This is a genomic window from Streptomyces sp. NPDC054834, assembly GCF_053611185.1.
The window spans coordinates 265478-272853 of sequence record NZ_JBSGZV010000009.1; the positions used below are offsets into that span (position 1 = coordinate 265478).

5 protein-coding genes are annotated in these 7376 nt (G+C 70.0%); all 5 read left to right on the top strand.

All coding sequences use genetic code 11. The annotated features are described in order from the left end of the window. The first annotated feature begins 14 nt into the window (after window positions 1–14). The 5 genes from ACWGJM_RS15785 to ACWGJM_RS15805 all read left to right on the top strand — a co-directional run bounded on the left by ACWGJM_RS15785 (window position 15) and on the right by ACWGJM_RS15805 (window position 7228). Window positions 15–1034, top strand: a complete 1020-nt coding sequence (locus ACWGJM_RS15785; RefSeq protein ID WP_453412233.1) for a carbohydrate kinase family protein — start codon at window positions 15–17, stop codon at window positions 1032–1034. A 67-nt stretch (window positions 1035–1101) separates the two neighbouring features. Continuing rightward, window positions 1102–2388: an ABC transporter substrate-binding protein gene (locus tag ACWGJM_RS15790; protein WP_453412234.1), complete on the top strand. Its 1287-nt coding sequence runs from the start codon at window positions 1102–1104 to the stop codon at window positions 2386–2388. Continuing rightward, window positions 2388–3350 (top strand): carbohydrate ABC transporter permease, encoded by a 963-nt coding sequence (locus ACWGJM_RS15795; RefSeq protein WP_453412235.1) that lies wholly within the window; start codon window positions 2388–2390, stop codon window positions 3348–3350. The genes ACWGJM_RS15790 and ACWGJM_RS15795 overlap by 1 nt, the downstream gene beginning before the upstream one ends. A 12-nt stretch (window positions 3351–3362) precedes the next feature. Further along, window positions 3363–4226 (top strand): carbohydrate ABC transporter permease, encoded by an 864-nt coding sequence (locus ACWGJM_RS15800; protein WP_453412236.1) that lies wholly within the window; start codon window positions 3363–3365, stop codon window positions 4224–4226. A gap of 17 nt (window positions 4227–4243) precedes the next feature. Further along, window positions 4244–7228, top strand: coding sequence for a glycoside hydrolase family 2 TIM barrel-domain containing protein (locus ACWGJM_RS15805; RefSeq protein WP_453412237.1), 2985 nt, complete (start codon window positions 4244–4246; stop codon window positions 7226–7228). Window positions 7229–7376 lie beyond the last annotated feature (148 nt).

Here is a 7376-nt window from a genome sequence, read left to right on the forward strand (position 1 = left end):
GAGAGGACGCTTCCGTGGACGACGACCGGCCCGATGTGCTGCTGACCGGGCTGCTCTTCTACGACCTCGTCCTCACCGGACTGGGCAAGCCGCCGACACCCGGCGAGGAGATCTGGACGACCGGGATGGGCTGCGGCCCCGGCGGCATCGCCAACCTCGCGGTGGCGGCCGCCCGGTTCGGCCTGCGCACCTCGCTGGCCACGGTCTTCGGGGACGACTTCTACGGCGCCCACTGCCAGGAGATCCTCGCCGGCCAGGAAGGCGTCGACCTCTCCCTCTCCCGCGTCGCTGACGGCTGGCCCACCCCGGTCACCGGCTGCCTCGCCCAGGGCCAGGACCGGGCCCTCGTCACCCACGGCCAGGAGCCCCCCTTCTCGCAGGACGCGCTGATGGGCGACCCTCCCGAAGCACGCACGGCCCTCGTGCACATCGAGGCCGAACCGCGCGAGTGGCTCGCCAAGGCCGCCGCGAACGGCACCCGGATCTACGCCGACGTCGGATGGGACCCCACCCAGCAGTGGTCCACCGACCTCCTCGGGCAGCTCGCCCTGTGCCATGCCTTCCTCCCCAACGAGACCGAGGCGATGGCATACACCCGCACCGACAGCGCGGCCGCCGCCCTCGGCACGCTCTCCGAACTGGTGCCGGTGGCCGTCGTGACCCGGGGCGGCGACGGCGCGATGGCCGTCGACCAGACGACCGGCGAGTACGCGGAGGTCCCCGCCCTCGAGGTCGACGTCCTGGACGCGACGGGCGCCGGCGACGTCTTCGGCGCGAGTTTCGTCGCGGCCTCCCTCGGCGGCTGGCCGCTCGATGAGCGGCTGCGGTTCGCCGTCCTGGCCGCCGGGCTGTCCGTCCAGCACCACGGCGGCGCGCCGGCGGCCCCCGGCTGGTACGGCGTCGACCGCTGGTGGCGCTCGCTGACCGGCCCCGAGCTGCGCCGGGCGTACGGCTTCCTCGCGGACCGCCTGCCGGCCGACCCCGGCCCTCCCGTCCGCTACGCCCCGGTCACCCCTCCCGCACCGCAGCACTGATCCCCGTACATCCGCGAAATCGCGCGTCCGCGGCGTCGCGAGAAGATCCCGAAAGGCGGTGGGAGCTGTGCGGCTCTCACGAAGAGGCCTGCTGCGCGCCGGCCTGGCCGGCACGGCTGCCACGGCCCTCGGCGGCCTGGCGTCCGGCTGCGCCGTCCCGACCGGTTCGACCGGCCGGAACATGGTCCTGTGGTACTGGGACGGCGGCCTCGGCGACACGGTCGTGAAACGGACCAAGGCCCGCTACGACAGCACGGTCGCCCTGCAAGCGATCAAGATCGGCGGCTACTACCGCTCCAAGCTGATCACCACCATGGCCGGCCGGGCACACATCCCCGACATCGCGGGCCTCAAGGGCGAGGACATGGCGTCCTACCTGCCCAACGCCGACCAGTTCGTGGACCTGCGGACCCTGGGCGCCGACACGTACAAGAGCCAGTACCTGCCGTGGAAGTGGGAACAGGGCATCGCCGACGACGGCCGCATGATCGGCTTCCCGATCGACTGCGGCCCGGTCGCGCACCTCTACCAGTACGAGGTCTTCCGCAAGGCGGGGCTGCCGTACGAGCCCGCGGACGTGTCGAAGGAGCTGGACACCTGGGAGAAGTTCTTCGCCGCGGGCGAGCGGCTCAGGAAGCGGATCCCCGGGACCTCCCTGCTGACCGACGTCAACAGCGTGTTCGAGAACGTGGTGCAGCAGGGCGCCAAACGGTACGTCGACAAGGACCGCCACTTCATCGGCGACCAGGAACACGTGCGCCACGCCTGGGCGCTCGCCGTTCAGGCCAAGCGGCGGGGGCTCGTCTCGAACCTGGTCACCGGCACCCCGGACCAGCTCTCGGCCGTCGAGGACGGCAAACTGCCCAGCCAGCTGGGCGCCTCCTGGGCGACCTACGACCTGAAGAACGGCGTACCGAAGACCAAGGGCAGGTGGCGGATCGCCGACATGCCCGTGCGGCCCTCCAACAACGGCGGCTCCTTCCTGTCGATCACCAAGGCGTGCCGGGAACCCGAGCGGGCCTTCGAGATCGTCGCCTGGATGCTCGACGCGGCCAACCAGGCCCAGGGGTACGTCGACGCGGGCCTGTTCCCCTCCACCCCCGCCTCGTACGGCCTGAAGCAACTGCGCGAACCCGACCCCTTCTTCGGCGGCCAGATCACCACGGACGTCTTCGGACCCGCCGCACAGAAGATCGCGGTCGCCTACAACAGCCCGTACGACATCGCGCTCGGACAGCCGATCAAGGACGAGATCAAGAACGTCGGCGTCCTCGGCAAGGACCCGGAGAAGGCCTGGAGTGACGCCATGAGCAAGTGCCGGCGCATCGCGAAGCACCTGGGGGTGAGCTACTGATGGCCACCGCCCCCGCGTTGGAGAAGCCCCCGGTGGCGCCGGCGGAACCAGCCGCCGCACGGCCCCGGAGAGGCCTGCGCAAGTACTGGCACCTCTACGCCGCGATCTCGCCCTTCTACCTCCTCTTCCTCGCCTTCGGCCTGATCCCCGTCGGCTTCTCGCTCTACCTGTCCTTCCACCGCTGGGACGGGCTCGGCCCGATGGAGTGGGCGGGCCTGGGGCAGTACCAGTACCTGCTGAGCGACAGCGACTTCTGGCAGTCGATCGGGAACACGATCGTCATCTGGGCGCTGGCCACCTTCCCCATGATCGCCCTGGCGATGGTCACCGCCGTCATGCTCAACTCGGCGGTCCGCTTCAAGAACCTCTACCGCGTCGCCTACTTCCTACCGAACGTCACCTCCGTCGTGGCGATCGCGATCATCTTCGGGTCGGTCTTCTCCACCAACTTCGGCCTGGTCAACGCTTTTCTCCAGGCGGTCGGCCTGGACCAGGTGGCCTGGCTGAACACACCGTGGGGCATCAAGGTCGCCATCGCGACGCTGATGACCTGGCAGTGGACCGGCTACAACGCGATCATCTTCCTCGCCGGCCTGCAGACGATTCCCGGTGAACTGTACGAGGCCGCGCGCATGGACGGGGCCGGGCCCGTGCAGACGTTCCTCCGGGTGACCCTGCCGTTGCTGCGCCCGACGCTGCTGTTCGTGCTCGTCGTCTCGACCGTCACCGGTCTGCAGAGCTTCTCCGAACCGCAGGTGCTGCTCCAGAACACCTCCAACGACTCGACATTCTCGGGCGGTCCGGGTCACGCGGGCCGGACGATGGTCCTCTACTTCTTCCAGCAGACCTTCGACAACAACGACTTCGGTTACGGCGCCGCCGTGGCCTGGGGCATCTTCCTCGTCGTCATCCTCTTCTCGATCATCAACTGGCGCCTGGTGCAGCGCCGGGGCGAAGACTAGGGGGCCGTCACCATGGCATCCATCCAAGGCACACGCCGGCCCAGGCCCGTCAAGGGCACCCGCAGCCGGGGCATCGCGCTGCACGCCGTGCTGGTCATCGGCCTGCTCCTGTCGGCCTTCCCGTTCTACTGGGCCGTGATCATGTCGACGCACACGTCGTCGGAGATCTTCTCCTACCCGCCCAAGCTGCTGCCCGGCTCACACTTCCTCGAGAACCTCCGCCATCTCTTCGACAACATCGACTTCTTCGGCTCGATGTTCAACTCGCTGCTGGTGGCGGGCGCGGTGACCTTCCTGGTCCTGTTCTTCGACTCGCTGGCCGCGTTCGTCTTCGCCAAGTTCGAGTTCCCCGGCCGCAAGGTGCTCTTCGCGCTCCTGATGGCGATCTTCATGGTGCCGACGCAGCTCCAGGTCATCCCCCAGTTCGTGATCATGGCGAAGATCGGCTGGATCGGCTCGATGACCGCGCTCATCGTGCCCGCGGCGGCCAACGCGTTCGGCATCTTCTGGATGCGCCAGTACATGAAGAGCGCCATCCACGACGAACTGCTCGACGCCTCGAAGCTCGACGGCGCGAACTTCCTGCGCCAGTACTGGCACGTGGCGCTCCCCGTGGTCCGCCCGGGACTCGCCTTCCTCGGCATCTTCACCTTCATGGGTCAGTGGAACGACTACGCCTGGCCCCTGATCGCCCTCACCAATCCGGACAACGTCACCCTTCAGGTGGCCCTGTCCCAGCTCAACGGCGTGCACGGCACCACCGACTACGGCATGGTGATGACCGGCGCGCTGCTCGCCCTCATCCCGCTGCTGATCGTGTTCGCGATCGGCGCCCGGCAGATGATCGGCGACCTCGCCAAGGGGGCCATCCGCTGATGTCACGCGATCCGCTGATGTCATGCGATCCACTGATCGCCCTGCGTCCCTGGGAGGCACCCGAGGTGACTTCCTGGGGTCGGCTGCCGATGCACGCGGTCGACCGCCGGGCGGGGGCCGTGTCCCTGGACGGCGACTGGCGTTTCCAGTTGCTGCCGGCGCCCGACGCGCCGCTCGGTGATGTGTGGTCGTCGGCGCACGTTCCGGGGGCCTGGACGATGCAGGACACGGGGGCCGGGCTGTCGCATACGATCGGCGAATCGCGGTATGCAATCGACCTGCCCCAGTACACGAACGTCCGTATGCCATTCGCGGAATACCCGCCACAGTCGCCCGCGGCCAACCCGACGGGTGTGTACGAACGTCCGGTGGACGTCCCGGCCGAGTGGGCCGGCCGCCGGATCGTGCTCCAGGTCGGCGCCGCCGAGAGCGTCCTGCTCGTACACGTGGACGGACAGCCCGTCGGCATCTCCAAGGACTCCCACCTCGCGGCCGACTTCGACCTGACGGACCTGGTCCGCCCGGGAGAGCGGGCGGTCGTACGGCTGACGGTGGTGAAGTGGTCGGACACCTCGCACATCGAGGACCAGGACCACTGGTGGCACGGCGGGATCACCCGATCGGTGCTGCTGTACACGACAGACCCCCTGCACCTGGCCGACGTCACCGTACGGGCGCGGCACAGCGGCGAGCTCACGGTGGACTGCCAGGTGCGGGACGCGGGCGGCGGGGCGCTCCCCGAAGGGTGGTACGTCAGCGGGGATCTGGACGGGCATCCCATCGCCCAGGACGCCGAGTTCGACCGGGTCAACGCCGACGACGAGCGGGTCTCCGACTTTCTCGGCGAGGCGCGGCTGCGGACCACCGTGCCCGAGGTGCGGACCTGGAACGCCGAGCTGCCGGAGCTCTACGACCTGTCCGTCCGGCTGCACCGCGCGGACGGCACGGTCGCCGACACCTTCCGCCACCGGGTGGGCTTCCGCGACGTGGCGATCGTCGGCCGGGATCTGCTGGTCAACGGCGAGCGGGTGTTCATCCGGGGCGTCAACCGGCACGACTTCCATCCGCTGACCGGCCGCACGGTGTCGTACGACGACATGCACGCGGACCTCAGCCTGCTGAAGCGTTTCGGCTTCAACGCGATCCGCACCTCCCATTACCCGAACGACCCCTCCCTGTACGACCTCGCCGACGAGCTGGGCTTCTACGTCGTCGACGAGGCGGACATCGAGTCGCACGACCACGCTCATGAGATCGCCGACGACCCGCGCTATCTGAACGCCTTCGTCGACCGCGTCTCCCGGATGGTCCTCAGGGACAAGAACCACCCGTCGGTGATCATCTGGTCGCTGGGCAACGAGTCCGACTACGGCGCGAACCACGACGCGGCGGCGGGCTGGGTGCGGCGGCACGACCCGACCCGGCCTCTGCAGTACGAGGGCGCCGCCAAGCGTGGCTGGGCGGACCCGGACGTGGCCTCCGACATCGCCTGTCCGATGTATGCACCGATCGAAGACTGTATTGCACATGCGCTGTCCGGCGAACAGACGAAGCCGCTGATCCAGTGCGAGTACTCGCACGCCATGGGCAACAGCAACGGCACCCTCGCCGACCACTGGGCTGCCATCGAGTCCACCCCGGGTCTTCAGGGTGGCTTCATCTGGGAGTTCTGGGACCACGGAATCCTTCAGCGCGTGAACGACGGAAGACCGGCCGGACGCACGGGCGCCGGGCTGTATGCGAACGGTGTCGCCGCGCCCGGCCACCGGTGGGCGTACGGCGGCGACTTCGGCGAGAGCGTCCACGACGGCGCGTTCGTCGCGGACGGGGTCGTCTTCCCGGACCGCACCCCGAAGCCCGCCCTCCACGAGCACCGGGAGATCGCGGGGCCGGTCCGCATCCGGTGTTTCCGGCACGAGGGGCTGGTGCTCGCCAACCACCAGCACTTCCGCGGCCTGGACTGGCTGGCCGCCGAGTGGGAGCTGTCCCTGGCCGACGGCCGCACGCTGACCGCGCCGGCCGAACTGCCCGATCTGCGGCCGGGCGAGACGGCGGCGGTGCCGCTGCCCCTGGAGTTGCCGCAGGACGGCGGCGAGGCGTGGCTGACACTGCGGGTGAGGACGGCCCGGGACGAGGCATGGGCGCCGCGCGGCACCGAGGTGTGCGCGCCGCAGGTGCGGCTGCGGGCGGCTGCCACCGCCCCGGGCCCGGGCCTGCCCGCTGTGGCCGCCACGCAGCGGCCCGTCGAGGTCGACGCCGACGGCCTCCTGGACCATCCCCTGCTGACCGCCGCGCCTGCTCTGTCCCTGTGGCGGGCGCCCACCGACAACGACGAGTTGGGCGGCGTCGCGCTGCGCTGGCGGGCGTGGGGGCTCGACGCCCTGGTCCGCAAGCTCGTCTCCGTGAACCGTGCGGGCGGCCGGGTGACCGTGCTCGCCGAGTACGCCGGAACGGTCGGCGTCATCCGGCACGGCCAGGAGTTCACGCCCGTCGCGGACGGCATCCGGGTGGACGAATGGGCCGAGCTGCCCGAGGAGTTCGACGACGTGGCGCGAGTCGGGTCGGTCTTCGAGACGGTGCCGGGCCTGGACCTGCTGGAGTGGTTCGGGCAGGGCCCCTGGGAGTCGTACCCGGACCGCAGCACCGGCGCGCCCGTCGGTCATCACGCTCTTCCCGTCGACGAGTTGTTCACCCCGTATCTGCGGCCGCAGGAGAGCGGCGGCCGGCACGGCGTACGGCGCTTCACACTGTCGGCGCCCGACGCCACCGGACTCGCGGTGGAGCTGGACGAGCCCCGCCAGGTGTCCGTCACCCGCTACCGCGCCGGGGACCTGACCGCCGCCACGCACCATGACGAACTGGTGCCGCGCCCCGGGTGCGTCGTGCACATCGACGCGGCGCACCGTGGCGTGGGCACGGCGTCCTGCGGCCCCGACACCGCGCCCTCCTACCTGATCCCCGCGGGCGTCCACCATTGGAGCTGGACACTGCGCGTCCTCTGAATTCCCCGGCTTCACCATCCTCACGGAGCGCACGTGTGTACTTCGCATGACCACATCCAGGGCGAGGCCGCGCAGGCCGGCGCCGGCAGACGCAGTTTCCTCAGGGCCACGGCGCTGCTCGGCGCCGTCGCCACGGCAGGGGTCGCGC

Coding starts and splice junctions, on each gene's coding strand:
- ACWGJM_RS15800 (WP_453412236.1), top strand. CDS start 3,363: ATGGCATCCATCCAAGGCACACGCCGGCCCAGGCCCGTCAAGGGCACC.
- ACWGJM_RS15795 (WP_453412235.1), top strand. CDS start 2,388: ATGGCCACCGCCCCCGCGTTGGAGAAGCCCCCGGTGGCGCCGGCGGAA.
- ACWGJM_RS15805 (WP_453412237.1), top strand. CDS start 4,244: ATGTCATGCGATCCACTGATCGCCCTGCGTCCCTGGGAGGCACCCGAG.